The following is a 25,897-nucleotide window of genomic DNA, read 5'->3' on the forward strand; positions in this document are numbered from 1 at the left end:
ATGAAAAAGTACGCAACCCACATAACCATTCTCATCGCTATTCTATTTGCTACGCAACTCTTAGCGACCCCTAAGGTGCGTATGGAAGATAAAATAAGGATTCGGGAAGCTATTGAAATCCGCAATTCCATCGGGGAATCGATTTGGAAAGGAATTAGCGAGGTGCCTTTTGCGATTATCCTGGTAACCGAAACCTATGAGTACCTTTTTAATCACCCCTACCCTAGCAATGATTTTACATTATTGGAACATGATCCAATCACCGGATCTGACATATTGTATAGGGAGACTACCTTCCCTTTGAATTTTGAAGCCACTTTTCCTGCCGTAAACGGTCTTAATTGTGTGGTCATTGGAATTCCAGAAAATACGCAGAGTGCATCCACGAGCCGGTGGATTCTTACATTGCTTCATGAAAACTTTCATCAATTTCAGGCAAAAACCCCTCAGCATTATGACGCAGTAAACGGCTTGAACCTTTCCAATGGTGATGAAACTGGGATGTGGCAATTAAATTTCCCTTTCCCCTATGACGATCCAAAAGCAAACAAAAACTACCAAGCATATAGACAAGCACTTTTGACCTGCTACCAAAACCTTGACCAAGCACAGGGCAACACCCATTATGATCAATATATAAGGGAAAAGAAACGCTTCATGAATTACATTTCTAAAAATGATCGCAAGTATTGGTCCTTTCAGCTTTGGAAAGAAGGAATTGCTAGGTATACAGAATTGCAATATCTCAATGCATTGGTGAACTATTCACCTAGCAATGAGTTAAAAAAGCTTAAAGATTATGTTCCATTCAATGAACTTAGAGTAACTTTCCTTACTAATCAATTACAGCGGGTTATAGATTGGGAGCTATCAGACCAGAAGCGAACCGTTGTATATTCCCTTGGAATGGTGGAAGGTGTGGTACTGGACCATTTCAACTCCAATTGGAAGGAAACCTATACACAAAATGGAATGAACTTATCATATTTTGAATAAAACGAGACACATGGAACGACTTACAAACAAAGAGGAAGAAGTAATGCAAGCGCTTTGGGCACTGGATAAAGCATTCGTAAAGGAAATTATTGAACGCCTGGAAGGTGAAAACCATTACAACACCATTTCTACCATTGTTAGAAACTTGGAAGAAAAAGGGTTTGTTTCTTACAATGCCTTTGGAAAAACCCATCAGTACTACCCCATCGTAAGTAAGGAGTCCTACGCCAAGAAGTTTATGAATATTGCTTCTCAGCGCTACTTCAACAATAGCTACAAAAGCATGGTGTCCTTCTTCGCTAAGGAAGAAAAAATTAGCGCAGACGAGTTACGTGAAATTTTAGAAATCATCGAAAAAAAGAAATAACATGGAGTTTTTAAATCATTTATGGCAATCGGCAACCATACTATCCATGTTTTACTTGGTATATGTGTTGCTTTTAAGAAAAGATACTCTCTTTGAAGCGAAAAGGCATTTCTTCCTCATCGGTATACTGGTAGCCCTATTCTTCCCCTTCATAGAAATTACCCAAACCGTATATTTGGAAGCTCCCGTGTTTGAAAGGACCTCCTTACCCAGTGACATCATTCCCATGACATCCAATACTACGGCTGTCGTACCTTTAGAGCAAGGCATTGATTGGACCTTGATCCTAACTAGCATTTATCTATTGGGTATTGTTGTACTCCTTACTCGACTTATTATTCAATGCGCAAGTCTATTTAAACTCATTCGGTCCTATCCTATCGAAAAGAAAGGGAAATATCGTTTTGTAATGGTAGAAGACACTGTTTCTCCTTTCTCTTTCTTTAGATACATTGTTTACAATCCTTCTTTACACACCCAAGAAGAATTGGAAATGATCTTACAGCACGAAAAAGTACATGTGTCCCAATGGCATTCGCTAGATATATTATTGGGAAATCTGATTCAAGTATTACAATGGGCCAATCCTTTTTCCTGGTTTTACCGAAGAAGCATGGAGGAAAACCTAGAATTCATTGCCGATGGTAAAACCGTGAATCGCGTATCATCCAAAACACAATACCAACTAACAATGGTGAAGGCATCGTCTGCATGGGCGGCACCTTCGCTAACCATTCAATTTTATCAATCATTCATCAAAAAACGAATCGTTATGTTAAACAAGCAGCATTCAAAAAAGCGAAATGCACTAAAGGCAATCATCATTTTGCCATTATTGGCACTATTTCTCTGGAGTTTTCAGGTAAAAGAAGTAATAGAATACCAAGAGCCTGAAATTCAAGAAACGGAAACCTTAGAGGAACGCGAAACTACTTCGGAAGAGCCTGAAACAATGGTTTTGGCAAGTCCGGAAACGGAACCTGTCCTTGCTTCGGAATCCTCAACAAATCAGGAAACTGAAATCATTTCCGAAAAAAGGACTCCATTAAGCAGTACCGAATTGGGCGACAACCCACTTTACATCCTTAATGGTAAGGAAATAAGAAAAAAGGAATTCCCGGAGGACAATGAAATCGCCATAGAAGGAAAACTGCAAGTCTTTTACCCCAAGGAAGCGGTAGAGATATATGGTGCCAAAGGAAATCAAGGTGTCGTTGTATTAGAAGGAAATCTAAGCCATGGGCCAACGCACAATTCAGCAGCAACCGCTTCTAAAGTTGCCCAGTTCCGATACAGGATACACAAAAACAGCACCGATGAGGAACTTAGACGCATGAAAGACGAGCTTAGAAAAGAGCATGGAATCGACCTCAGCTATACGACAGTTCGAAATGGCAGGGGTGAGATCACCTCTATTAACATGAGTTATTCCGGAAACAAAAGGAATGGATCTTACAGCATTACAGAAGACGATGACACGGCTATTGAAGAATTTGAATTCTACATGCTCGATGATGGTGAAACCGGGTTTTATTCGGAAGCTCACAGATTGCGCAGGGAAGAACGAATGAAAGCTCGTTTAGCCGAAGTTGAGGAGCGTAAATTAGAGCGTTTGGCAGAGAGGGAATCACAGCTAAAGAACCGAATGAAGGAAAGGGAGCAAAGGTTAGCAGATCGCAATGTCGAAATGCGTGTTCGAAATGAGGAAATGCAAGAGCGCAGGGAAGAAATGGAAGAAAGGGAAATTGAGTTAAGGGAACATATGAGGGAACGATCCAGGGAAGTAGAAGAACGACGTGCGGAGATGATGGAAAAATCAGAGAGTCTCGCTAGGGTGGCCGAAAGGGAGTATGCATATGTAAATGGAGATCATGACAATTTCGTCATCATCACAAAAAATACCTCCGATGCCCAATTAGAAGAAATGAAGAGTAATTTGAAAGCCAAGGGTGTGAGTTTATCCTATAAAAAAGTAAAGAGGAATTCCCGGGGAGAAATCACCTCTATAAAAATCAATGTAAAGGACAGTAAAGGGCGTTCACAGACTTCTATACGATCGGATACCGAAAAAGCCATAGAAGACGTCATCATAGAGTACTAAACTCAATTCTCAAAAATAGGACCCTCGCAAATGCGGGGGTTTTTATTTTGTATTTTTGAATATGAAACAACACTTCTTCAAACTTTTGGCAAGAATCAACAAAGCAGTATTACCCAGTTTTACCAAACGCGGTGTAGATTTGGCCAAGGCCAGTAAACTTCAATTGGCGCTGTTTGGCTATCGATTGTGGGTTACTAAAAATTCGTTGGATTAGTACTGAAGTACAGAGGCCACTTCATATTTTTTTAGCCGGTCTTTTCCGTCCAGAAAATTCAGCTCCATTACAAAATTACATTGCACGATATCCCCACCTAGTTTTTCTACTAACTTGCAGGTTGCTTTTGCAGTGCCGCCAGTAGCCAATACATCGTCATGAATTAGGATCTTGTCACCCTTGCTTATGGCATCCTCATGAATTTCGAGCACGTCCCAACCGTATTCCAATTCATAGGGTTCTTTAAGGGTTGCCCCGGGAAGCTTACCGGGCTTTCGCACTGGCACAAATCCTGCTCCCAATCGTTGGGCCAATAGCATTCCAAAAAAGAAACCCCTGGACTCTACCCCAACCACTTTATCTATGGTCCTTCCATTGGTTAAGGCCACCAACTGTTCAAGACATGCTGTACTGGCTTCCACATTTCCCAATAATGGGGTTATATCCTTAAAAACAACTCCGGGCTTTGGGAAATCGGGTATAATCCTGATATAATCTTCTAGGTCTATCATAGTTCAATTTAGGCAATAAAAAACAGTCGGCAATATATAGTTCGCTATACAGATTGCCCACTAATAAAGGATACTCTGAGTTATATGATTAATCCCGCTCCATTACAATGGCAAAAAAGCCAATGGCGAAACATAATAATAAACTCCAAAAAACTAAAGCTCCTACTCCCATAGTCCTAAGGTAGGAAATAATTTCAATACCACCTTATTGGGGGTAGCAAATTCCAAATGCTAATATTTGTTTAATGTTTACTTATAAAGGTTAAACATTTTGTATCTTTACATCAGAAATCAGCGTTATGGCACAAAAGAAAAAAATCACATCAGAAACCCTCATCTCAATGTATATGGAACATGTCCTTGAACATGGAACAGCCTCAACATCGGTATTTTCCTTTGCAAAAGAAGGGGGATTTGACGAAGCAGAATTCTACAAACACTTCGGAAGCTTCAAGGCTCTGGAAAAGGGTATCTTCCAAGCATTTTTCGATAATACCGTGAAGACCCTACAGAAAAGCAAGGAGTATGCAGACTACGACACAAGGAATAAACTATTGAGCTTTCATTTTACGTTTTTCGAATTATTGACAGCCAATAGAAGTTACGTGGTATTTGCATTACAAGGAAACAACAAAGCATTAAAGTCAATGGAAACCCTATCCAGCCTCCGGAAATCCTACATGGAATATGTGAGCGAGCTTGACTTCGGACTTCCTTCCATTAAACAGGAAACATTACACAGAATTCAATCCCGATCCGTCAAGGAATCGGCATGGACACAGCTATTGCTCACTGTAAAATTTTGGCTGGACGACACCTCTCCATCCTTCGAAAAAACAGATATTTTCATTGAAAAATCCATCAATGCAGGCTTAGACATTTTAGATACCACACCATTAAAAAGTGTGCTGGACTTTGGTAAGTTCTTACTCAAGGAAAAAACTCCCTTCGCCTCATGAAAACACTAGATTCTATTCCTACATCCAAAATTCAGAGAGCGGGTAAACTTGTGCAAACGGGCGCAAAGGTCGGTGTAAACTACCTGAAGTACTACGGCGACAAGCTTGTGAATTCCCCTGAAGAAGCCAAAGAGCGTCTTAACCAAAACAATGCTGAAGATATTTACGACGGGTTGAAACAATTGAAGGGAAGTGCACTTAAGGTCGCGCAAATGCTGAGCATGGAGAAAAGTATATTGCCGCAAGCTTATGTAGAAAAATTCTCGTTGGCACAATTCTCGGTGCCTCCACTCTCCCCTGCCCTCGTTATTAAAACCTTCAGGAAATACTTTGGAAAACATCCTAACGAAATTTTCGACTCCTTCAATTCCCAATCGGTAAATGCCGCAAGTATTGGGCAAGTCCATAAAGCCGAAAAAGATGGTAAAACCTTAGCAGTTAAGATTCAGTATCCAGGGGTGGCGCAAAGCATTGCTTCCGATTTAGCCATGGTAAAACCCATAGCCATTAAAATGTTCAATATAAAGGGCAAGGACTCGGACAAGTATTTCAAGGAAGTGGAAAATAAGCTCATTGAGGAAACCAACTACATATTGGAAATCGAACAAAGTAAAGCCATTGCAGAGGCCTGTCGGCATATTCCAAACCTTAAATTCCCTTCGTATTATGAAGGGCTGTCTTCAGAACGCATCATTACCATGGACTACATGAAAGGAGAACACCTTTCCGAATTTGTGGCGCACAATACCGATGCAGACATCTCGCAAAAACTCGGGCAGGCACTTTGGGATTTCTACATGTATCAAATGCATCATTTAAAGAAAGTGCATGCAGACCCACATCCGGGTAATTTCTTGATCTCTGAAGATGGAGAACTGATTGTGCTGGATTTTGGATGTATGAAAGAAGTCCCAGAAGATTTTTACGTACCCTACTTCGAATTGGCCAAAAAAGAAAGTATTACCAATCCAGTACTATTCCGAGAAAAACTCTATGAACTTGAGATATTGAAACCAGAAGATTCTCCAGAAGAGATTTCCTTTTTCTCAGACATGTTTCACGAAATGTTAAGTCTATTCACACAGCCTTTTCATACAGAAATTTTCGATTTTTCGGACGCACATTTTTTCGGACGAATCGCAGAATTAGGGGAAAAGTACAGTAAGAGCACCGAATTGCGTAAAATGAATGGCAATCGAGGCTCCAAGCATTTCATTTACATAAACAGAACCTTCTTCGGACTTTATAACCTAATGTTCGATCTGAAGGCCAAGGATACTAAAATTAACAATTTTAAAGAGTTGGTATTGGCATAAACGAAACAGCGACATGAGAATTCTTATCACAGGCACCACAGGTTATATCGCAAAAAGATTGGCGCTAAAACTATTGGATGCAGGACATGAGATCGTATGTTGCGTCAGGGACTTAAATCGGATTCCCGATGAGATAGAAAATCACCCGTCGGTTACCTTTCTAAAAGTGGATTTTTTGTCCCCGGGCGATGTCCGCTTTCCAAAAGAAATTGATGCCGCCTACTATCTCATTCATTCTATGTCTACTTCGCGCAAGGATTTTGAAAGCTTAGAGGGCACCTGTGCAAAGAACTTTAAAAACCTTATCGAAAACACCCAATGCCAACAAGTCATTTATTTAAGCGGAATTGTAAACGACCATTCACTTTCAAAACACCTTAGATCCCGTCTTCAAGTAGAGCAGATACTAAAAGGAACCACCTATGCCCTCACAACGTTTAGGGCTGGTATCATTGTAGGGAGTGGCAGTGCCTCATTTGAAATTATAAGGGACATCGTAGAAAAACTTCCGGTGATGGTAACCCCAAAATGGTTGCATACCCGAACCCAGCCTATTGCCATTAGGGATGTCCTCACCTATTTATCTGCTGCGATTGGCAAAAAAGAGTTATATGATAAATCTTTTGATATTTCGGGTCCTGAAATTCTATCCTACAAAGAAATGCTTTTACAATTTGCGGAAGTTCGTGGTTTAAAGCGCTATATCCTCACCTTACCGGTTTTGACCCCAAAACTATCTTCCTATTGGCTATACTTCGTGACTTCCACCTCATTTCCATTGGCTTCTGCCTTAGTAGATAGCATGAAAGTAGAAGTAATAGGAACCCCAAGCAACATAAACGATATCATCGGTATAAAACCTATGAAATACAAGGAAGCAGTGACATTGGCTTTCCAGAAAATAGGCCAGAATGCCGTCGTTTCCAGTTGGAAGGATGCAGTTAGCAGCGGTGTATTCCAAGATCAACTTTCTAAATACATAGAAGTACCCAGTTATGGTTGTTTCAAAGATGTACGATCCAGAAAAATATTGGATGAATCCTACACCTTGAATAAAATCTGGCAAATTGGAGGAAAAAATGGATGGTATAGTTTTAATGGACTATGGAAAATCCGTGGATATATAGATAAATTATTTGGTGGCGTTGGACTGCGAAGGGGGCGAACCCATGAGTCCTATTTGGAGCCAGGCGATCCACTGGATTTCTGGAGGGTTTTACTTGCCGACAAAGATGAGAAACGACTATTACTTTTTGCAGAAATGAAATTACCGGGCGAGGCTTGGTTAGAATTCAAAATTGCAAAAGATCGATTATATCAACGAGCTATTTTTCGTCCCAAAGGGGTGTGGGGAAGGTTGTACTGGTATCTAGTACTTCCATTCCACGCCTTTGTTTTTAAGGGGATGATCAATGCGCTGGTTGCTAAAAACTGAAATTGAAAAAACAGCAACTCCCTACCAAAACCTGTCCTGTATGCAAACGTCCTTTTGCTTGGCGTAAAAAATGGGAGCGGGATTGGGAACAAGTAAAGTATTGTAGTAAACGATGCAGCAAAGAAAAAAAAGTACGGCTTTAGTTTGGTTCAGGAATGATCTACGGGTTCATGACAACGACGTCCTGCAACAGGCTTGTGAGACACATGAAAATGTAATAGGCGTATATTGTTTCTCCGATTTACTATACAATGGAACCCAATTTGGATTTCGTAAAATCGGGAAATTCAGGGCAAGGTTCATTTTACAATCCGTTGCCCGCTTGAAACAACAATTGGAAGCCTTAAACATCGACTTAGTTGTTGATAAGGGTGTACCAGAGACAATACTCCCAGAACTATGTGAAAAACATCAGGTAAATGCCATTTACCTTCAAAAAGAATGGACATCCGAAGAAGTTGAAGAACTGCAAGGGGTGCGGGAAATGCTTCCTGAAAATATTAGTGTTCATGAAATCTATAACCAGTTTTTATTTCATCCAGAGGATATTCCATTAGGTATAAATGAAATCCCAAGGGTTTTTACCGCCTTTCGGAAAAAATTGGAAAATGAAGCTGAGATTAGACCTGAGGTTTTCATTACAAAGAAACCAATCACCAACCGAATCCCTTTTCAATCGAAAATACCCACATTGCAAGCATTGGGGTATAAAAACTTTGAATCGCACCCCCATGCTGCATTTCCTTTTGAAGGAGGAGAACACCAAGCACTTAAAAGGTTGGAAAACTACTTCTTTGAGACCAAGCGTCTTGGGGTGTATAAAAAAACAAGAAATGGTTTAATAGGGCCGGATTACAGTTCCAAATTCTCCCCATGGTTAGCCAATGGATGTATTTCGGCCCGAACCATTTACTGGAAAGTAAAGGAATTCGAAAAGGGATTCTTTGCCAATCAATCTACCTACTGGCTAATTTTCGAGCTCATCTGGCGTGACTTTTTCAAATACATATCCTTAAAGCACGGCGCATCCATTTTCTGTCTACAGGGTATTCTGGGCAGAACATATCCCTGGGATGTTGATCCCACAAAAATTGAGAATTGGATCCATGGAACAACACCAGAACCTTTTGTAAATGCAAACATGATCGAACTAAAGGAAACAGGGTGGATGAGCAACCGAGGCAGGCAGAATGTTGCTTCCTACTTCTCAAAAACATTAAATCTCGATTGGCGAATTGGAGCGGCCTATTTTGAAAGCCTTCTCATAGATTATGATGTACACAGCAACTACGGAAACTGGATGTACACGGCTGGTGTAGGGAACGACCCCAGGGATCGGGTATTTAATGTTGCACTGCAAGCGGAACGCTATGATGCTAAAGGGACATATCAAAGATTATGGTTACAACCAGTTCTTTTCTAAGCATGAAGTATAACGTTATTACCATACTTTTTCCTCATCAATTGTTTGAAAACCACCCATCGGTCGAACAAGGAGTACCGGTTTTTCTGGTAGAGGAATCCCTGTTTTTCAGGCAATATAAATTTCATAAACAAAAGATTTTATTTCATAGGGCCACAATGAAGGCCTATGCAGATTATTTGGACAGGATAGGCCATAAGGTTAATTATATTTCTTCCATTGAGGATACCTCGGATATTCGGAACTTAATTCCGCACCTTATCTCGTTGGGTGCCAAAAAACTCAATATTATCGATCCAACAGATAACTGGCTAGAAAAACGAATACGCCTTTTTGAAGACAAGATTGATGTTCGATGGTTTGAAAATCCACTTTTTATAAACACAAAGGAAGAGCTGTCCACTTTTTTCAAACTCAACAAGAAGAAGTTCTTTCAAACTTCATTTTACAAAGAGCAACGAAAAACACGCAATATCTTGATGTCTAATGGAATACCTGAAGGCGATAGATGGAGCTACGACATTGAAAACCGTAAAAAATACCCTAAGGATAAGGTTCCTCCCCCAGTTCAATTACCAGATAAAAATGCCTACCGTGATGAGGCCGAAGAATATGTCCAGAAGTACTTTCAAAATCACTATGGCTCCTTGGATTCTACAATAAACTATCCTGTGACTTTTCAAGAAGCCAAAGCTTGGCTCCAACAATTTTTGGAAAAGCGGTTTCTCAACTTTGGCCTCTACGAAGATGCCATAGTGGCCTCAGAAAGCATACTAAATCACAGTTTGTTGTCACCACTTATTAATGTAGGTTTATTACCCCCAATGACCGTAATTAATGAAGCAACCCAGTTTGCAAAAGATCATGATATACCCATAAATTCCACAGAAGGCTTTGTACGGCAAATATTGGGTTGGAGAGAGTTTATACGAGGCGTCTATGAGGTAAAGGGAACCGAAGAACGGAACCGAAACTTCTGGGGGTTTTCGAGAAAAATACCCGCATCCTTTTACTCGGGAGATACCGGTATAACACCTATTGATAATACCATTAAAAAAATAATGAGAACTGGTTACGCTCATCATATAGAGCGCCTTATGGTATTAGGAAATTTCATGGTACTGTGCGAATTCGACCCCAATGAGGTATACCAATGGTTTATGGAACTATTCATAGATGCCTATGACTGGGTGATGGTTCCCAATGTATATGGAATGAGCCTTTATGCTGATGGCGGACTCATGTCGACCAAGCCATATATAAGCAGTAGTAATTATATCATGAAAATGAGCGATTACCCGAAAGGGGAATGGCAGATTATTTGGGATGGGCTCTTTTGGAATTTTATGGATAAACATCGGGAATTCTTTCAAAGCAATCCGCGACTCGGAATGCTTATTAGAACCTTAGACAAGATGGATGTTACCAAACGGGAACAGCATTTCGTAACCGCAGAATCTTTCTTGCAAAAACTAAATATGCATGAGTAAGGAGACGATATCTGTAGTCTGGCTAAAAAGAGATCTTCGATTGCAGGATAACGAAGCCCTTGCCAATGCCCTAAAATCTGGAAATCGAGTTTTGCTTCTTTACATTTTCGAAAATTGGCTATTGAGGGATCCGCACTACAGTGCGCGTCATTGGAATTTCATTAAAGAGTCCTTAGCAGACATAAATACTGCCTTAAGCACCTATAACTCAAAAGTGTTGGTAGTGAGGGGTGATGTTATTAGTTTTTTCAATCGTTTACAAGATCTTTTCAAGGTATCTCAGGTATACTCTCATATTGAAACCGGATTATTAGTGACCTACCAACGAGATAAGAAGTTCTCCAGATATTGTAGGAATAATGGCATAGAATGGCATGAAAATAAGAACAACGGGGTAGTCCGCGGATTAAAGGATCGACATTTATGGTTTGAGCGGTGGAATGAATTCATGGCTCAGCCTGTAATTAATTTCAATCCAACAGCCGATCAACTCATAAACAATGATGAAATAAAAGCCATAGCGTCTCATTTCTCTATTCCTCCTATGGAAACACCCCATAATTCGCCATTTCAAAAAGGAGGCACCACCCAAGGTTTAAAATATGCCCGTTCCTTTTTTAGGGAAAGGCACAATGAATACATGTATCATATTTCACGACCCGAAGCCTCAAGGCGAAGCTGTAGCCGTCTATCGCCCTACTTGGCTTGGGGTAATTTATCGGTTCGTGAGGTATTTCAACAAGGGCTATTATTAAAGCGGAAGTCTTCTCAAAAACGTCATTTAGGTGCATTCCTATCTAGATTGCGCTGGCAGGCTCATTTCATCCAAAAGTTTGAGATGGAGCATACCATGGAAAAGGCAAGTGTTAACAAAGGATATCACAAGTTGAAGAAACAAATTTCGGTCCAATATCAAAAAGCTTGGCGGGAAGGGCAAACTGGGTTTCCTTTGGTCGATGCCAGCATGAGATGCCTGAATACAACGGGCTACCTCAACTTTAGAATGCGGGCACTTTTAGTTTCATTTTTCACCCATATTCTTTGGCAACCCTGGCAGGATGCGACGCGGCATCTCTCACAGCAGTTTCTTGATTTTGAACCTGGGATTCACTTTCCGCAAATACAAATGCAGGCTGGGGAAACCGGTATTAATAATTTGCGGATCTACAACCCCATAAAAAATGCCAAGGATCATGACCCAGACGGTTTGTTCATAAAGAAATGGGTGCCCGAACTAGCCCATTTAGATTTACAGTTTGTACATGAGCCCTTCGCCATGACCCAATTAGAACAACAGTTTTATGATTTCCATCTCGGGAGGGATTATCCCCTTCCCATTGTGGATATTAAAGATACCCGTAAGCGTGCGAGCGATATCCTTTGGGAGATGAAGAAACATCCAGACGTTCGTATAGAAAGCAAAAGAATATTGAAAAAACATACGATTGCCGATAGGAATAGAATGCTAAAAAACGAAGAATGATCTTTAACACCACACATAGAAATGATGAGGACAAAGAAATCATCGACCAGCTAATGGGAAAAGCCTACACCCTGTGGCAATCGATAAAAATTGGCGGCACAGGGTCCAAACGAATGATCATTGAGGAAGTGAGCTCCAGCTTTACACCCTATTTGAATACTGTGGCCGACATTAATTATGGAAATATTGAACTGAGACCTAACGGCATTTTAATACACATTGCCAAGGGTCTTAAAAACTTCACTTGGGCCATTCCTTATTACAAATTAGTAGTATTCAAAACCAATGGAATAAGCTTTCATGCTAACGGGGATTTCATCCGTTTCAAGGGCAATGTAACCTACAAGGAAAACAAACGATTCATTGATAAACTAATGACTCTAAAACTTGAATTCAATCAGGGGTAATACCTATGGAACTTACAGAAAGAAATATTGATCGAATTATTGAAATGGCCTGGGAAGATAGAACCCCGTTCGATGCCATTACCCTTCAGTTCGGACTTAAGGAAGAAGAGGTTATCAAATTGATGAGAAGGGAAATGAAACCCAGTAGTTTCAGATTATGGCGTGCGCGGGTTCAAGGCAGAAAAACCAAACATACGAAGAAAAGGGATTTCGAAAAAGGCCGTTTCAAATGCTCACGACAAAAACAGATTACCCACAATAAAATTTCAAAAAGAAAATAAACACTATGAAAAAAGTACTCATCGTCGGCGGAAGTAAAGGAATTGGCAATGCATTGCTCCACCAGCTTCTAGATGATCATCAAATTATAAACATAAGTAGAACCGAGCCGGAAATATCCCATCCCAACCTAGAGCATCATGGATTGGATGTTTTGAATGACGATTTACCCGTAATAGAGAAATTAGATGGACTCGTATACTGTCCGGGAAGCATCAATTTAAAACCCATTTCTCGACTTAGCATCGAAGATTTCACTTCCGATTTTCAGGTTAATGTGTTAGGTGCTGTAAAGTGCATTCAGTTTTATTTAAAAGCACTTAAAAGTGGCAACAACTCTTCTATTGTGCTTTTCAGCACGGTAGCTTCGAAGTTGGGAATGCCATTTCATGCAAGCATCGCAACGGCAAAATCTGGTGTGGAAGGATTGGTGAAATCCTTGGGAGCGGAACTAGCACCTACTGTCCGGATCAATGCCATTGCACCTACTGTTACCGATACTACTTTGGCAGAAAAGATCCTACGAAACGATTCTATGAAAGAAAAAATGGTCGAACGCCATCCTTTAAAGAAGTATTTGAATCCGGAAGAGGTCGCTCATATGACAAGCTTCCTACTCTCAGAAAAGAGTAGCTCTATGTCGGGGCAAATCTTTGAATTGGACTGCGGGATTGTTTCCTTTAAAATCTAAATAAGGTGTCAGCAATGACATAGGCAGCGAAACGACTGCCTTCTTGAGAGGGGTGAAAACCGTCGGGGCCATAGTAACTGAAATCACCCGAATTGTCTTGGTAAGCCTTCCATTGGGTTCCCACAGGACATAATAGTGATCCTGAAAGGTTGGCCGCATCGGAGTAATTTTGAATCACGCCAGGAAATGTATCGTAATAAGTTAAAGAGGGCCACACCATAAAAAAGGCCAGTTGTGCTCCGCTGGTATCACACAGTTCCTTTATCCGTGCTCCATAATCTATGAGTACGGAGCGACCATACGATTGAGAGGAAGGTCCCTGTTGAATGACTACAAAATCATAATCCCCCGTTGCTATCAAGGACTGAATCATCCCATCATTCCAATGATCTATTAAAGCGTAATTAGGCAAGGCAACGGTACGTGTCTGTATATTCACACCAAGGTCCCTGGCCTCCTCTGCTACCAATAATGGCAAGGAATTGGAATAGGTTAAGCTATTTCCAATAAACAATACCGAGAAATCATACACCTGCGAGGTATTACCAGTTCCCCCTCCCATAGTGCTGCCAGTGGAACGATCTTGGGATTCGTCGCTATTGCATGAAGCCAAAGCGAATAACACGCATACAACTTTTAAAAGGTTCATCATCTTGGGATCAATTTCTGAAAAATAGTAAAATGGGGTACACTTCAGGACAAAATGATAGGAGCGCTATGATTTATGATATAAGCTGTAAAGATTCCCTGATGCTACACTAACTGATTTCCGTCATTTCCCATCTAGGTCCTTCCCGTTACATTTGACTAAGTAATTGAACTACATGGGGCAAAAAGCAACTATTTCCAAAAAAGTATCGGACTTCTTCTTCGAATTGGGGGACATGTCCCTATTTGCTGGAAGGTACTTCCGGGAAGTTTTTATCCGTCCTTATGAGTTTCGTGAACTTTTAAATCAATGCTATATTATTGGCTATAGATCACTCTTACTTGTGGGGGTAACAGGTTTTATTCTAGGACTGGTCTTTACTTTGCAATCCAGGCCAACCCTTATGGAGTTTGGTGCCGAGTCTTGGATGCCCTCCATGGTTAGTATTTCCATTGTTCGGGAAATAGGTCCCGTAATTACAGCCTTAATTTGTGCCGGAAAAATAGGCTCTGGAATAGGAGCCGAACTTGGTTCCATGAAGGTAACCGAACAAATTGACGCCATGGAAGTTTCGGGAACCAATCCATTTAAATATTTGGTCATCACCAGAATTACAGCCACCACCCTTATGATTCCCTTGCTCATTATCTTTGGCGATGCCATTGCCCTTTTGGGCTCAGCCCTTGTGGAAAATTTGAAAGGTGGTGTGTCTTATCTCCTTTACTTCAACAAAGTATTTGATGCGCTTTCTTTTAGCGACATTGTTCCAGCAACCATAAAATCCTTTTTCTTTGGTTTTGTTATTGGATTGGTAGGTTGCTACAAAGGGTATCATTGCAAAAAAGGGACACTTGGCGTGGGGGAAGCCTCCAATTCTGCGGTCGTTTATGCTTCCATGCTATTATTCGTAGTAGACTTCATCGCAGTATTCATTTCGGATATCTTTTTTGAGATTTAATATGGAACATATGGACTACATAGCGCCCGTTCTCCAAATCAAAAACTTGAAAAAAAGCTTTAATGACAATCATGTGCTCAAGGGTTTCGACCTTGTTTTGAACGAAGGTGAAAATTTGGTGGTAATGGGTAAATCTGGGTCCGGAAAATCCGTTATGATCAAATGCCTGGTAGGGCTCATGCAAGCGGATTCTGGTTCTATTCATATTAAAAACAAAAGTATTACCTCCCTTGGACAGGTAGAACTTGACCTACTAAGAACAGAAATAGGCTTTTTATTTCAGGGGAGTGCCCTTTATGACTCCATGACCGTACGGGAAAATCTAGAATTTCCATTACGAAGGCACAAAAAGAAATTGAAGTTTGTTCAAAGCACCGAAGAACTTATTATAGAAGCCCTAGAAAATGTTGGGCTAGCCCATGCAATAGACCTTATGCCCGCAGAACTTTCTGGGGGCATGAAGAGACGTGTCGCTTTGGCAAGGGCCCTCATTTTAAAACCTAAAATTATTTTATACGATGAACCCACAACTGGGTTGGATCCTATAACTGCAAAGGAAATAATCCAACTCATGAGAACCATTCAATCCAAATACAATACCTCCTCATTGATTATTACACATGATGTGGATTGTGCCCGGGTTATCTCTAATAGAATCATATTGCTCATAGATGGCATCAATTATATAGAAGGATCCTACGCTGAGCTCATAACCTCAAAAGACCCTAAGGTGAAAGCCTTTTTTAAACAGTAAGTCATGAAGAAAAAAAGATCGCAAATAGTAAAATTAGGAGTCTTTGTTGTGCTAGGCACCCTGTTGTTAATTTCTGCCTTGTATTTCATCGGGAACCGACAACACTTGTTTACTAAGAATATTGATATATACGCCATGTTCAGCAATGTAAATGGGCTGCAAGTGGGTAATAATGTAAGGTATTCTGGAATTGACATGGGAACGGTCAACGCCATTCAAATCAAGTCGGATACCCTCATTATGGTCAAAATGCTATTGAGGGAAGAACAGACGAAATACATAAAGAAGAACGCCGTGGCAACTATTGGTTCTGACGGATTGGTGGGTAACATGATTATCAATATCATTCCAAGGGAAGGTACCTCTTTGCCCTTAACCAAAGGAGATACTATAAGAAGCTATAGCCGTATTGGTACCGATGATATGCTCACCACCTTAAATGTCACCAATGAAAATGCTGCATTGCTCACTGCCGATTTATTGAAAATAACAACAGAAATCCTAGAAGGTGATGGTGCACTTGCCATGCTTATAAGGGATGAGAGCCTCGCTCAAGATCTCAAAGTGAGCATCAAGCAATTACGCATAGCTAGTGTGAGCACCTCTGCAATGATTGAAGATTTACAGGCAAAGGTCGGCTCCATTGATATGGACAACAGTGCGATGGGCCTCATGCTTACGGATAGTATCGAAGGGGACAAAATAAAAAAGACCCTCACCCATTTTGAAACACTTGGGGAACGCTTTAATGAAGTTGGTGCAAGTTTGGATAGCATTATGGGCACCATTGAAAATGGAAATGGTGTATTGTCCTATTTAACAACAGATACCAGCGCAGTGCGCCAAATCGATACCACGCTTATCCATATTAAAGAGAGTACGCAAAGGTTTAACGAGAATATGGAAGCCTTACGGGATAATTTTTTGTTCCGACGGTACTTCAGGAAAAAAGAGCGTAAGGAAAAGCGAAACAAATCCGATGGGTAATAGGAGGATGTTTTTAATCTAACAGAGGACATTTCTAAAACCTTTGCCAAAGTCCTTGTGGATTATGGTTATTGCTTGTATTTTCATTTGCTGAAAACAGTTTAATTCCGGTAATTATGATAATCTTGGATACCCGATGTTGCATGAACTAAATGAAATTATCAGTAGTGCTCATCAAGCTAAAAGGAGCGGTATTCGGTGTGCATTCGTTTCGGTAGTGGCACTCAATGGCTCTTCCTACCGCAGACCTGGTGTTCGCATGCTTGTGCGTGAAGACGGAGTAATGGTGGGTGCAGTAAGTGGAGGTTGTGTAGAAAAAGAAGTGCGAAATCAGGCGCAATCCGTACTCACAGACGGCCAATCAAAACTGATGCTTTATGATGGACGTGTTCGGTTGGGCTGTGAAGGCATACTCTATATTTTAATTGAACCATTTATGCCTGAGAATGGTTTTTTTGAGGCATTTAGGGAACAACAAGAATCAAGAAGTCCTTTTCATATTGAAAGTTTCTTTTCAACAAAAGAAGCCCATCGGTTTTATGGAGGCAGTCAATTTATATTTTCCCAAAAGGAATCTTATAAACTATCCGAATTTGAAGTAAATCCAAAGCTCGATAAATTCACGCAACACGTAAAAGAAGCTTTTAGACTCATTATCGTGGGAAGCGAACACGATGCTGTACAACTTACAAAATATGCAGCCCTTACGGGTTGGGAGGTACTAGTGGTTGCACCACCGGACGACCCCAAAAGCATTGCCCATTTCCCTGGAGCCAAAAAGTACCTTGGAATAGATGAAAAGGAATTTTCCAAACTGTCATTCGATCCGCAAACTGCTGTGGTACTTATGGCCCATAGTTTCGTTAAAGACCTGAAATACCTTTCTGCTTTAATGGATAAGCAGCTCTCCTATATCGCATTATTAGGACCTAAAAAACGCCGGGAACGCTTGCTGAATGAATTGCTGGATCAACACGGTGATCTGTCCGATGCATTTTTGGATGCCATTCACGGACCAGCAGGCATTAATATTGGTGCCGAAACAGCCCAGGAAATTTCCATTTCCATCCTTGCAGAAATACTCACGGTCTTCCGAAACGAAAAACCCGTATCTTTAAAAGACAAAACAGGAAGCATCCATTAATTGTGTCTCGTACCGCCATTATTGTTCTAGCAGCAGGGAATTCCTCCCGTATGGGGTTGCCTAAGCAACTGCTAGCCTACAAGGAATCCACGCTCATTGGCCATACCCTTAAACAGCTTACCAATCTTAGTTCCGTACAGATATTTGTGGTGACAGGAGCCTTTCAGGAAGAGGTAACTAAGGAAATAGCTTCATTCGATATCGAAATTATTCATCATGCAGAATGGGAAATGGGAATGGGCAGTAGTCTTGCCAGAGGAATACGAGAAGTGAAAAAGAATTCCACCTTCGGACAGGTTTTGATTACTCTTTGCGATCTCCCCTTGTTAGATAGTACGTTCTATGAATCCCTTATTGAATTTCATATTTCTCAAGGTAACGACATCACCAGAACAGCCTACTCAGATGTAAAGGGCGTGCCTGCCGTATTCAACCGGTCCTATTTTTTGGAATTGGAAAAACTATCCTCGGAAGAGGGAGCCAAAAACGTGGTACAATCCCATAAAGAAAGGGTTACAGACTTTACTTGGCCCGAACCCTACTTTGATATCGATACGCCTGAGGCTTATGAAAAGCTGCAGCGTTTACCATCGGAATAAAATTGTATCCTACCCTTGCACTTCCTTCACTTCCTTATTTATGTATTTTGCAAAGGGTTGTTTTGTTAAACGTTGTCCTGTAGCTGCCTTAATAGCATTAGCTATTGCACCTCCTGCTGGGGGCAAACCGGGTTCTCCCAAACCAGTAGGCGAAAGTCCATTATCAACAAAATAGGTTTCTACTTGTGGCGTTTCCGTCATTCTTATAAGTCGGTATCCATCAAAATTGGTTGTTTTGGGTGCTCCATTTTCAAACTCCAAATCTCCATACATGGCATGGCCAATACCATCTAGCACTCCACCCTCTATCTGATTTTTTGCTCCTGAAGGATTCACTACAATTCCACAATCCACAGCAACAATAACTTTCTTAACCACTGGATTACCATAACTATCTATTTCTACCTCGGCTACTTCGGCCACATGGGTGTTATGACTATAGTAGGCTGCCAATCCTTGGTACACACCTTCCGGAGCATTTCCCCAATTGGATTTTTCGGCAACTAGTTTGATGACGCCTTCCATCCGTTCTCCAGAGTATTGGATATTCTCGTCTGTCGTTCCTTTTACATTTTGAAGCAGATCTATACGCAACTGTACCGGATCCTGTTCCAATTCGGTCGCCAACTCATCAAAGAAGCTTTGCTCGGCAAATGCGAGAAAGTTCGTATAGGGTGCCCGCCAAGCCCCAATGGTAATATTGCTTTGGTAATTGGCACTTTCTACCTTATAATTTTCAATGCATCCCGCTGGGAAAAAGTGGGGTATCAGCCCATACATATTTCTATTAATGGCGGCTTCTTTTAAATGATATCCTGTAATCTTTCCATCCTTTATGGAGGCGGCAATCCTATATTTTATTGCAGGTCGATAAATCCCAGCAGCCATGTCATCTTCCCGAGAGTAGACTACCTTAACCGGTTTTTTTGATAAATTGGATATTTCGGCTGCTTCCATTACAAAATCCCCATACAAACGTCTTCCAAAGCCGCCTCCCATTCGAGTCATTTCCAAATAAACCTCATCTTCCTCCCTTTCCAGCATTTCCGCTACCCTCCGTGCTGTACCCGAAGGTGTTTGAATGGGCCCCACCAAATGAATTTTATCGGCTGTTACATTGGCATAAAAATTCATGGGTTCCATGCAATTATGTGGCAAGAAAGGAGAATCGTAGGTACGCTCAATAACTTTATCTGCATTGGCAAATGCCGCCGCAACATTCCCATCATTACGGCGCTCTTCAAATGAGTTTCCGTCGAGAATGTCATTCAGCAAAGTGTCATGCTCTTCCGTGCTTTCCAGTTTGGAATCGTCTTCCCACTCTGCTGTTAATGCTTTTTTCCCTTTCATAGCTGCCCAAGTATTGGTTGCCAACACTGCTACCTTATCCCCAAAACGGATGACCTCCTCTACTCCATTGACAGTCTTTGCGGCAGTGTCATCGTAACTCACCAGTTTCTTGCCAAAGGCAGGAGGACGCATAACTACGGCATACTTCATTCCGTCTGCTTTATAGTCCAACCCAAAAAGTGGTTCTCCAGTAATGATTTTATCCATATCCACATTGATCGCATCAGTACCAATGATCTTATAGTCTTTAGGGTCCTTTAAGGTCACATTCTCTGGAACTTCCAATACGGCGGCTTCCTTTACCACCTCTCCATAACCCAATGTCTCACCATTAGCATTTGTAATCACGCCATCGGAGGCAGAGCATGTAGATGCATCCACCCCCCAACGGGCAGCAGCTGCATTTACTAACATTTGTCGTGTAGTAGCTCCTGTTTGCCGCAGGGCATCCCAGCCAAAACGGATGGATTGACTTCCTCCAGCTACTTGTCTCTGATAGTTTTTATTGTCTAAAATCCCTTGTGCTACATGCACATGTTCCCAAGGCACGTCCAGCTCTTCGGCAATAATCATGGGCATGGACGTTTTCACGCCTTGTCCTATTTCAGGATTTGGAGAAAATATAGTCACCATTCCATTATCTGCAATCTTTATGAAAGCATTAAAATCATTGAAATTTAAATTGGCAATATCAATGGGCATTTCAACTTCCGACTTACAAGCCGTAAACAAATTGAAACCTACGAGCATACCGCCACTGGCAAGTGCAGTGGTCCTTAGAAAATTTCTTCTACTAAACGTGAAGGGTGTATTTTGAGTTTCCATGTTGTTGAAAGGTTAGTTGGATTTTTGAGCTGCAATGGCTACTGCTTTTTCTATTCTGTTGTAGGAAGCGCATCTACAAATGTTGCCATTCATCGCTTCTCTTATTTCTGATTGTGAAGGACTTGGGTTTTCCTTCAAAAATGAAGCTGCCGTCATGATCTGACCTGACTGGCAATAACCACATTGTGGCACATCTACTTCCCTCCAAGCTTCCTGAAGCGGATGGGACCCGTCCTCTGAAAGTCCTTCTATAGTTGTTACGTTTCCATCAACTGTGGAAACAGGGGTAAGACAGCTTCTTGCTGCTGAACCATCTATATGGACTGTACAGGCTCCACATTGTCCTATTCCACATCCGTATTTTGTACCTACCATATTTAGTTCATCCCGTAACACCCATAATAACGGGGTATCGGAATCAACGTTTACGTTCAGGTCTTTTCCATTGATTTTGAGAGAGTAGCTTGGCATAACGAATTGATTTAGTAGTCACACACAAGTTAGCCAAAATTGAAACCTTATTTATTTTTTTAACAGTTTGAAACTGAATTTTATAAGAATTTTAAACAAAATAAGCCTGGGATATAGTCTTAAACTCATCCCAGGCTATTTTGCGCTTTTGTGATTTAACTAACCGCCACGCTCCATACATTCTTAGACGCAGCTTCCTTAGCAAACTCACTAAAATCTATCGGTTTGCGTTTTAGGATTTTCTCTACATCATTGGTAATTTCAGAATTGCGAGGATTACCCAGAACTTCCGTGAATAGATATTCGATAAGCCACACGAAATCCTCAGGCACATCCATTTTGCGCATCGTCTCACCGTATTCCTGAACCGAAATGGGAACAAAAGTGATGTTGCGGTCACATGCCAAGGCTATTTCTTCCACAGCTTCCTTAAAAGTTAAAAGCCTAGGGCCTGTTAGCTGATAAATTTGCCCGTTGTGCTCATCCTCTAAAAGTGCTTTCACGGCTACTTCTGCAATGTCATCGGCATCCACAAAAGGAATTTTGACATCTGCCTGGGGCAGTGCAACAAATCCGTCGAGAATAGGGTCGAGCAGGAAGTTTTCACTAAAGTTTTGATTGAACCAACTGGCTCTAACGATAGTATACTCCAATCCAGAATGAATGACCACTTGCTCACACAATTCTGCCTCCCGTTCGCCCTTTCCTGACAATAACACTATTTTTTCTACTGAAGCTTTCTTCGCCTCTTTTACCAATTGCTCAATTGCCTCCAAGGCACCGGGAACGGCTAAATCTGGTTGATACGTAACATATATCTTTTTCATTCCGTCAAGTGCTTTTGCCCAACCTTCTGGTTGATGCCAATCGAATGATGGATTGCCCGATCTGGAACCCACCCTTACGTGGTGCCCCTTGCTTTCAAGTTGTGCAACAATTCTTCTGCCCGTTTTTCCGGTTCCACCGATAACGAGTACGTTTTCTGATTTCATTTCTTTGTTCATTTTAAATTGATTTATGATTTATAATTATTTATTGAATATGATTGCTGAGAGTAGCAAGGCAAATGAGGTAAAAGAGCTTATGGTTCGTACCATATGCCATCTATTCCATGGTTTTTCAAATGTTTGCCTTAGATCTTTCAATTCAGATGCATTGAGCACCTCTAATTGTGTTTTATCCAGGAGTTCATTTAAAGGGATGTTCTTAAATATGGTTATCATGCCTACACCTACAAAGAATAGCAATGCTGCCACAAGAAGGGTCCAGAAAAAGTCTGGGTTCGTATTACGGAAATAGTAGGTATTTGCAAAAAATAGAATAATGGGTCCAAAAAAGACAATGAGAAAACTAGGGTTTACAATAACCCGATTCATTGACTGAAAAGATTGCAAAAACATTAGGTCCGTGAGTTTTCCAATACCGGGTGTTATTGCATTGGACCAAGTAAAACACAATCCAGCAGTGAGACCCGTAAGTAAAATGCTTGATAGCAATACGATTGATTTAATTGATATTTCCATGATTATCGATTGTTTAAAGTTGAAATCCACGTTAATAGAATTTGATTCTCTTCGGAACTGAGTTTGTTTCCCTTTCCCTTTGGCATTCGTTTTTTTACAAAAACCTGCTTGTACACATCTGTCGCCCTTGGGTTCATATTTTCTTCTGAGAATACCCATCGCCTGTTCCGTTTGCTATGGCAGACGTTGCATTTCTTGGAAAGAACTTGGAAAGCGCTGGTTTTGATAGGGTCTTCGATCGATGTTGCTACATTCACGCTTGATATATAACTATTGGTCATAACTTCTGGTTCGCTTATCCAAACCACCATGCTTTGGCCGATTACAATAATTAAAAAGACGATGGTTTTCATACGATCACTTTTTGGGTTACAAACGTTCCGAAGTACATTACAATGAAGTAGAACTCTACCATAATGGTATAGAACATTGGGTCACTATAGAATCCTGAATAGCTGCCCCCAGCAGGAATGACGAAGACCGGCACGGTTATAAATGCATCCAATAAAGCAGCAACAATTACAAACGTAAGGGCTAGTACAGATGGTTTCATTTGCCCTTTTTTATAGAACAAATACGTTCCTAGACAAGCGCTGGGAATAATGGCCAATACCAATACGATATTCGCTTGTTGTTCTGGGTTTTCTAAAATTGGAACATAGAACGATCCGAGGTAAAAACTTACACCTAATGCCCATACTAAAAAAGCGCAGGCAATACTAAGTAGTCTATTTGTTGTCATAATCTTTGGTTTTAATTATGACGCAAATCTATAGCTGCTGTATACCAGCCACTTATTCCAAAAGAATTATGATTTATTCGAAAAGAATTTTACACCTGGCTAGGTCTGTATCCAAACTTTTTCTCAAAGGCGTTAGAGAATGAACCCAAACTATCGTAACCCACTGCCCAAGCGGCTTCTTGGACTGTAGCTTGTTTTTCACGTATTAAGGTATGAGCCGTTTCCAATCTTTCATTCTGCAGATATTTAAATACTGGCAGTCCGAAAACAGCTTTAAATTCCTTTTTTAGCTTGGTGGTATTTAGACCAATTTGTTTGGAAAGTTCAATGAGGGATGGTGGGTTTTCAAGATTGTTCAATAGAATTTCCTTGGCGTTGTTAAGCTTATCCCTATGATCGGGCTTCGAATTGCTTTCATGCATCAAAGCCAATTGTCCAAAGAAATGAGAAAGCAAAGCTGTAATTTGACTTCTAAAGAACATCATCTTTGTCTTTCCCGAATATTTATTCGCAAAGATGGCATCTACAATTCGCTCCATTTCCGGAGTCATAAAAAAACTTGGGCCTTCCACATAATGATCTTTAGGCTGCACCAATTCCTGAAGCAGCTCTTTAAAAATTTCCCCTTCCTGATTGGGTAATCCATCTAAATGGCGGAGTGCGGTGGCTACCACAATACATTCTAGGTTTTTCCCTGCTGAAATAGTATGCTCAAATTCCACGTGCTCATTGGCATAAAAAGAGAGTGCCAATCCCTTGGTGTGATGAAAATCCTTCTTCTTTTGACCATATTTCACAGCAAGATCTACATTACCCGATCCGTAAAATGCAACGGAAATTAAGGGCTCTTCAAAGCGGCAGGAATCTACTTCAACCATAGTAGATCTGGCTTCCTCAACCAGAACAATAAAGTCGTTAATATGTATAAAGTCCCTTGTCATAGGTTTATTGTAAAAATACAAATTTGTTATCATTCCAAATTACGAAATACGCATTCCCCTAACCTGTATGAAACAGCATAGTCAATGATTAATGTCATTTTTTAAACAACTGATAAACAGTACGTTTGAAATTCAACCACAAACTTAACACCTATGAAAACTATAGCTACTTTGTTTTTTGCGTTGTACGCAATACTGTCTATTGGACAGACCGAAAATACCAGTGCTATTTCCATTAGTAATTTGCAGCAGGATGATACGTACCGCGCTGGAGAAACCATTGAGATAAATGCCGTGATTCAAGGCGACATGGTCATGGCCGGAGGGAATCTTGTTGTTAACGATAGCATTAATGGAGATTTGACAGCGGCTGGAGGTGAATTATTTCTCAACAGTTATGTAGCCGATGATGTTCGGATAGCCGTAGGCAGGGCAACAATTGATTCTGAAATAGGTGATGATTTGGTTGTTTTTGGCGGAGAAGTTATCCTAACTGAAAACGCAAAAATACATGGGAATCTTACATGTTTTGCCGGAAATATAGAAATACATGGCAACATAGTTGGAAAACTTGACATTAAAGGAGCCGATGTGCTCGTCGATGGAACAATACATGAAGCCTCAAAAGTAATAGCGGAAGATTTCACTATCGGGTCAAATGCCAAATTCCATAAAGAAGTTGAGTATTGGAATAGCGATGGCGAAATAGATTTTAAGAATTCGTTAGTCAATGCTGAAGCCCAATTCAATGAAGATCTTGAAGCCGATGCATCGCAATTATCTTTAACAAGTTACGGGACCAAGTCACTTAAATTATGGGTAGGTTATATATTGTCTGCCTTTCTAGCTATTCTATTTCTACATACCCTCTTTAGGAAAACATTCCCAAATGCTGTAGAAGGCCTAGAAGGAAATTGGCTTAAAAGTTTTGGTTTTGGATTGATCTATCTAGTGGGTATTCCACTAGCCGTAATTATTGCTTTATTAATTGCTATTGGCATCCCATTAAGCCTTTTCATAACCGCAATTTTCATATTTAGCCTTCTATTTGGTCACTATATCGCTTCCTTAATGGTGGTATATTATTTTAAACATAAGAAAAGTAAACAATGGGGGTTTTGGAGCATCACCTTACTGGCTTTACTATGTACCATCCTCCTTCGCTTGATAACGATGATCCCTTGGGTAGGGATATCACTTTCTGTTGTTGTTCTAACAATTACGTATGGAGCCTTGACTTTAACAGCATTTCGCTCTAAAAAAGAACTGGTAAAAAATTAG

The 25,897-nt window shown here is 40.7% G+C and carries 29 protein-coding genes; 20 read left to right on the forward strand and 9 right to left on the reverse strand.

The window, feature by feature from the left end; genetic code table 11:
* The 4 genes from AC6JAD_RS01210 to AC6JAD_RS01225 all read left to right on the forward strand — a co-directional run bounded on the left by AC6JAD_RS01210 (position 1) and on the right by AC6JAD_RS01225 (position 3,678).
* Complete coding sequence (locus tag AC6JAD_RS01210) at positions 1–996, forward strand: hypothetical protein (protein ID WP_461304211.1); 996 nt, start codon at positions 1–3, stop codon at positions 994–996.
* Positions 997–1,006: 10 nt separating this feature from the next.
* A complete protein-coding gene (locus AC6JAD_RS01215; RefSeq protein WP_461304212.1) occupies positions 1,007–1,363 on the forward strand; it encodes a BlaI/MecI/CopY family transcriptional regulator in 357 nt (118 codons plus the stop codon).
* A gap of 1 nt (position 1,364) precedes the next feature.
* Positions 1,365–3,464, forward strand: a complete 2,100-nt coding sequence (locus AC6JAD_RS01220) for a M56 family metallopeptidase (RefSeq protein WP_461304213.1) — start codon at positions 1,365–1,367, stop codon at positions 3,462–3,464.
* A gap of 61 nt (positions 3,465–3,525) precedes the next feature.
* The gene (locus AC6JAD_RS01225; protein ID WP_461304214.1) at positions 3,526–3,678 is read left to right on the forward strand and encodes an SsrA-binding protein; all 153 of its coding nucleotides are present in this window, start codon (positions 3,526–3,528) and stop codon (positions 3,676–3,678) included.
* Here AC6JAD_RS01225 and AC6JAD_RS01230 read toward each other — a convergent pair.
* Complete coding sequence (locus AC6JAD_RS01230) at positions 3,675–4,187, reverse strand: adenine phosphoribosyltransferase (RefSeq protein ID WP_461304345.1); 513 nt, start codon at positions 4,185–4,187, stop codon at positions 3,675–3,677. The two genes, AC6JAD_RS01225 and AC6JAD_RS01230, sit on opposite strands and share 4 nt — an antisense overlap.
* A gap of 302 nt (positions 4,188–4,489) precedes the next feature.
* Between AC6JAD_RS01230 and AC6JAD_RS01235 the strand changes: the two genes are divergently transcribed.
* Genes AC6JAD_RS01235 through AC6JAD_RS01280 form a run of 10 tightly spaced genes read left to right on the forward strand, consistent with a single transcriptional unit; the run spans position 4,490 to position 13,673 of the window.
* Positions 4,490–5,149 (forward strand): TetR/AcrR family transcriptional regulator, encoded by a 660-nt coding sequence (locus AC6JAD_RS01235; protein ID WP_461304215.1) that lies wholly within the window; start codon positions 4,490–4,492, stop codon positions 5,147–5,149.
* Positions 5,146–6,465: an ABC1 kinase family protein gene (locus tag AC6JAD_RS01240; RefSeq protein WP_461304216.1), complete on the forward strand. Its 1,320-nt coding sequence runs from the start codon at positions 5,146–5,148 to the stop codon at positions 6,463–6,465. The genes AC6JAD_RS01235 and AC6JAD_RS01240 overlap by 4 nt, the downstream gene beginning before the upstream one ends.
* Before the next feature lie 13 nt (positions 6,466–6,478).
* A complete protein-coding gene (locus tag AC6JAD_RS01245; protein ID WP_461304217.1) occupies positions 6,479–7,900 on the forward strand; it encodes an SDR family oxidoreductase in 1,422 nt (473 codons plus the stop codon).
* 2 nt (positions 7,901–7,902) lie between these two features.
* Positions 7,903–8,043 (forward strand): DUF2256 domain-containing protein, encoded by a 141-nt coding sequence (locus tag AC6JAD_RS01250; RefSeq protein ID WP_461304218.1) that lies wholly within the window; start codon positions 7,903–7,905, stop codon positions 8,041–8,043.
* Positions 8,013–9,323, forward strand: a complete 1,311-nt coding sequence (locus tag AC6JAD_RS01255) for a DASH family cryptochrome (protein ID WP_461304219.1) — start codon at positions 8,013–8,015, stop codon at positions 9,321–9,323. Before AC6JAD_RS01250 ends, AC6JAD_RS01255 begins: the two co-directional genes overlap by 31 nt.
* A 2-nt stretch (positions 9,324–9,325) precedes the next feature.
* Positions 9,326–10,813, forward strand: a complete 1,488-nt coding sequence (locus tag AC6JAD_RS01260) for a cryptochrome/photolyase family protein (protein ID WP_461304220.1) — start codon at positions 9,326–9,328, stop codon at positions 10,811–10,813.
* Complete coding sequence (locus AC6JAD_RS01265; protein ID WP_461304221.1) at positions 10,806–12,296, forward strand: cryptochrome/deoxyribodipyrimidine photo-lyase family protein; 1,491 nt, start codon at positions 10,806–10,808, stop codon at positions 12,294–12,296. Before AC6JAD_RS01260 ends, AC6JAD_RS01265 begins: the two co-directional genes overlap by 8 nt.
* Entirely contained in the window at positions 12,293–12,703 is a 411-nt protein-coding gene (locus AC6JAD_RS01270; protein WP_461304222.1) for a hypothetical protein, read from the forward strand. Before AC6JAD_RS01265 ends, AC6JAD_RS01270 begins: the two co-directional genes overlap by 4 nt.
* A gap of 5 nt (positions 12,704–12,708) precedes the next feature.
* Positions 12,709–12,984 (forward strand): TIGR03643 family protein, encoded by a 276-nt coding sequence (locus tag AC6JAD_RS01275; protein WP_461304223.1) that lies wholly within the window; start codon positions 12,709–12,711, stop codon positions 12,982–12,984.
* Positions 12,985–12,989: 5 nt separating this feature from the next.
* Positions 12,990–13,673: an SDR family NAD(P)-dependent oxidoreductase gene (locus AC6JAD_RS01280; RefSeq protein ID WP_461304224.1), complete on the forward strand. Its 684-nt coding sequence runs from the start codon at positions 12,990–12,992 to the stop codon at positions 13,671–13,673.
* Here the strand turns inward: AC6JAD_RS01280 and AC6JAD_RS01285 are convergent.
* Positions 13,663–14,325, reverse strand: coding sequence for an SGNH/GDSL hydrolase family protein (locus AC6JAD_RS01285; protein ID WP_461304225.1), 663 nt, complete (start codon positions 14,323–14,325; stop codon positions 13,663–13,665). The genes AC6JAD_RS01280 and AC6JAD_RS01285 overlap by 11 nt on opposite strands.
* A 172-nt stretch (positions 14,326–14,497) precedes the next feature.
* Here AC6JAD_RS01285 and AC6JAD_RS01290 point away from each other — a divergent pair, with 172 nt between their 5' ends.
* The 5 genes from AC6JAD_RS01290 (at position 14,498) to AC6JAD_RS01310 (ending at position 18,764) form a co-directional block, all read left to right on the forward strand.
* The gene (locus AC6JAD_RS01290; RefSeq protein ID WP_461304226.1) at positions 14,498–15,280 is read left to right on the forward strand and encodes an MlaE family ABC transporter permease; all 783 of its coding nucleotides are present in this window, start codon (positions 14,498–14,500) and stop codon (positions 15,278–15,280) included.
* 1 nt (position 15,281) lies between these two features.
* The gene (locus tag AC6JAD_RS01295) at positions 15,282–16,034 is read left to right on the forward strand and encodes an ABC transporter ATP-binding protein (protein ID WP_461304227.1); all 753 of its coding nucleotides are present in this window, start codon (positions 15,282–15,284) and stop codon (positions 16,032–16,034) included.
* A gap of 3 nt (positions 16,035–16,037) precedes the next feature.
* Positions 16,038–17,021, forward strand: coding sequence for an MlaD family protein (locus AC6JAD_RS01300; RefSeq protein ID WP_461304228.1), 984 nt, complete (start codon positions 16,038–16,040; stop codon positions 17,019–17,021).
* Between the two features lie 136 nt (positions 17,022–17,157).
* Positions 17,158–18,165 (forward strand): XdhC family protein, encoded by a 1,008-nt coding sequence (locus tag AC6JAD_RS01305; RefSeq protein ID WP_461304229.1) that lies wholly within the window; start codon positions 17,158–17,160, stop codon positions 18,163–18,165.
* A 2-nt stretch (positions 18,166–18,167) separates the two neighbouring features.
* Entirely contained in the window at positions 18,168–18,764 is a 597-nt protein-coding gene (locus AC6JAD_RS01310) for a nucleotidyltransferase family protein (RefSeq protein WP_461304230.1), read from the forward strand.
* 9 nt (positions 18,765–18,773) lie between these two features.
* Here the strand turns inward: AC6JAD_RS01310 and AC6JAD_RS01315 are convergent, their stop codons facing one another.
* The 7 genes from AC6JAD_RS01315 to AC6JAD_RS01345 all read right to left on the reverse strand — a co-directional run bounded on the left by AC6JAD_RS01315 (position 18,774) and on the right by AC6JAD_RS01345 (position 24,616).
* Positions 18,774–20,939 carry a xanthine dehydrogenase family protein molybdopterin-binding subunit gene (locus AC6JAD_RS01315; RefSeq protein ID WP_461304231.1) on the reverse strand — a complete coding sequence of 722 codons (2,166 nt, stop codon included), beginning with the start codon at positions 20,937–20,939 and terminating at the stop codon, positions 18,774–18,776.
* Positions 20,940–20,951: 12 nt separating this feature from the next.
* A complete protein-coding gene (locus AC6JAD_RS01320) occupies positions 20,952–21,410 on the reverse strand; it encodes a (2Fe-2S)-binding protein (RefSeq protein WP_461304232.1) in 459 nt (152 codons plus the stop codon).
* A gap of 155 nt (positions 21,411–21,565) precedes the next feature.
* Positions 21,566–22,414 carry an SDR family oxidoreductase gene (locus AC6JAD_RS01325; RefSeq protein WP_461304233.1) on the reverse strand — a complete coding sequence of 283 codons (849 nt, stop codon included), beginning with the start codon at positions 22,412–22,414 and terminating at the stop codon, positions 21,566–21,568.
* A 24-nt stretch (positions 22,415–22,438) separates the two neighbouring features.
* Complete coding sequence (locus tag AC6JAD_RS01330; protein ID WP_461304234.1) at positions 22,439–22,933, reverse strand: anthrone oxygenase family protein; 495 nt, start codon at positions 22,931–22,933, stop codon at positions 22,439–22,441.
* Between the two features lie 2 nt (positions 22,934–22,935).
* The gene (locus AC6JAD_RS01335; RefSeq protein WP_461304235.1) at positions 22,936–23,286 is read right to left on the reverse strand and encodes a hypothetical protein; all 351 of its coding nucleotides are present in this window, start codon (positions 23,284–23,286) and stop codon (positions 22,936–22,938) included.
* A complete protein-coding gene (locus AC6JAD_RS01340) occupies positions 23,283–23,675 on the reverse strand; it encodes a hypothetical protein (protein ID WP_461304236.1) in 393 nt (130 codons plus the stop codon). The genes AC6JAD_RS01335 and AC6JAD_RS01340 overlap by 4 nt, the downstream gene beginning before the upstream one ends.
* An 89-nt stretch (positions 23,676–23,764) precedes the next feature.
* Entirely contained in the window at positions 23,765–24,616 is an 852-nt protein-coding gene (locus AC6JAD_RS01345) for a helix-turn-helix domain-containing protein (protein ID WP_461304237.1), read from the reverse strand.
* A gap of 153 nt (positions 24,617–24,769) precedes the next feature.
* Between AC6JAD_RS01345 and AC6JAD_RS01350 the strand changes: the two genes are divergently transcribed.
* Positions 24,770–25,897 carry a bactofilin family protein gene (locus tag AC6JAD_RS01350; RefSeq protein ID WP_461304238.1) on the forward strand — a complete coding sequence of 376 codons (1,128 nt, stop codon included), beginning with the start codon at positions 24,770–24,772 and terminating at the stop codon, positions 25,895–25,897.

It is taken from the genome of Aureisphaera sp. (genome assembly GCF_059726885.1).